The following is a 1,292-nucleotide window of genomic DNA, read 5'->3' on the forward strand; positions in this document are numbered from 1 at the left end:
CCCTCACTGTAGAGACCGGTACATCCTTTACAAATTAGACCGGGGACATCGTTTACACCTTTACAGGCTTGAAACGCGTTTGGCGCCTCTTTCAAGCCTGCCTAAACAGTGGCTGCAAAGGTACAGTTCCCAAGCGTCATCAGCCACTTCCTTCAACGCGATGTCCTCTCCAATTAGAGCCTCTCCTAGAAAAATCAGCTGTCCTTTCCATTTGATTTCCCCATTTGACCGAACCTTGCGTACTTCAACGTCGGAACTGTATTCAAGCGCAGGCAAGTAACCAGGATAAGCGCGTGTCGATGGGCTATAGACAGATGCCGGCGGTTTCATACCCAGCGCGGTGTGCGGTCGGTAGTGGTTGAAGTCTTGGATGAATTCCTGAAAAGCCAACTGCTGGCGCACCAGGTTTTCCGCCGGTGGCACTGCTGCCTTTAGCGTTCGATGCATCCGTTCATGTCGACCATTTTGGTCGGGACGGCCAGGCGTAATCGTTTCGACATGGATTCCAAGCCTGATGAACCAAACCGATAACTTCGAAAGTCGCGCCAGACCTGTCGATGCGAAAGGAGCGCCATTGTCAGTGCGGATCACATCCGGCAGCCCATATTCTCGAAAAGCCCACTCGAAGCCTTCCCGCGTCGGCGCTCCGTGCGTACTGGGCAAAGCGCGACAGACGAATAAAAAGCGGCTCATCTGATCGGTAATGGTCAGCGGATAGCACCAATTGCCGTCCTGCATTTTGAACTGCCCTTTGTAATCAGCACACCAAGTCTGGTTGGGCGCGTCGACCGGACGCAAATGCGTTGGAGCACGGGGACGCGGGGGATAGGGCCGTCGCGCCACCACCAAACCAGCTTTCTTCAACCACTCCCCGGCGGTACTCGCCGCCGGCCATTGGATATGCGGATCGGAATCGCGCAGGCGATCAATGATCTGCTTGGGTCCCCGATCGGGATGTTCGTTTTTCTTGGCCAGCAGCGTGGCAATGATTTCGTCGGGCGTTTGATGAGGACAGTTCAACGGCTTGCGCGATTGCTCTTTCAAGCCGTCTACGCCTAACGCTGCGTATCGTTCCAGCCACTTGTCGATGGTTGGACGGCTGACACCATAGCGCCGGCTTAATTGGCTCTTGGTGTAACTGCCGCCAAGCCAGTCGCTGACTAACTTCACTCGTTGATCCATTGGGGACTCTTGATTCCAGGGCATGGTCAGCACCTCCTGACCATGATTAATACCTGTAAACCATGTCCCCGGTCTCAAACGTAAAGGATGTACCCGGTCTTTACCCACCC

The 1,292-nt window shown here is 54.6% G+C and carries 1 protein-coding gene; it reads right to left on the reverse strand.

Features of this window, described 5'->3' with window-relative positions:
- Positions 1-60 precede the first annotated feature (60 nt).
- Positions 61-1,206 carry an integrase core domain-containing protein gene (locus CKW14_RS29165; protein ID WP_095126668.1) on the reverse strand — a complete coding sequence of 382 codons (1,146 nt, stop codon included), beginning with the start codon at positions 1,204-1,206 and terminating at the stop codon, positions 61-63.
- Positions 1,207-1,292 lie beyond the last annotated feature (86 nt).

This window comes from Pseudomonas sp. Irchel s3a12 (assembly GCF_900187485.1).
GTDB classification, from domain to species: Bacteria; Pseudomonadota; Gammaproteobacteria; order Pseudomonadales; family Pseudomonadaceae; genus Aquipseudomonas; species Aquipseudomonas neuropathica.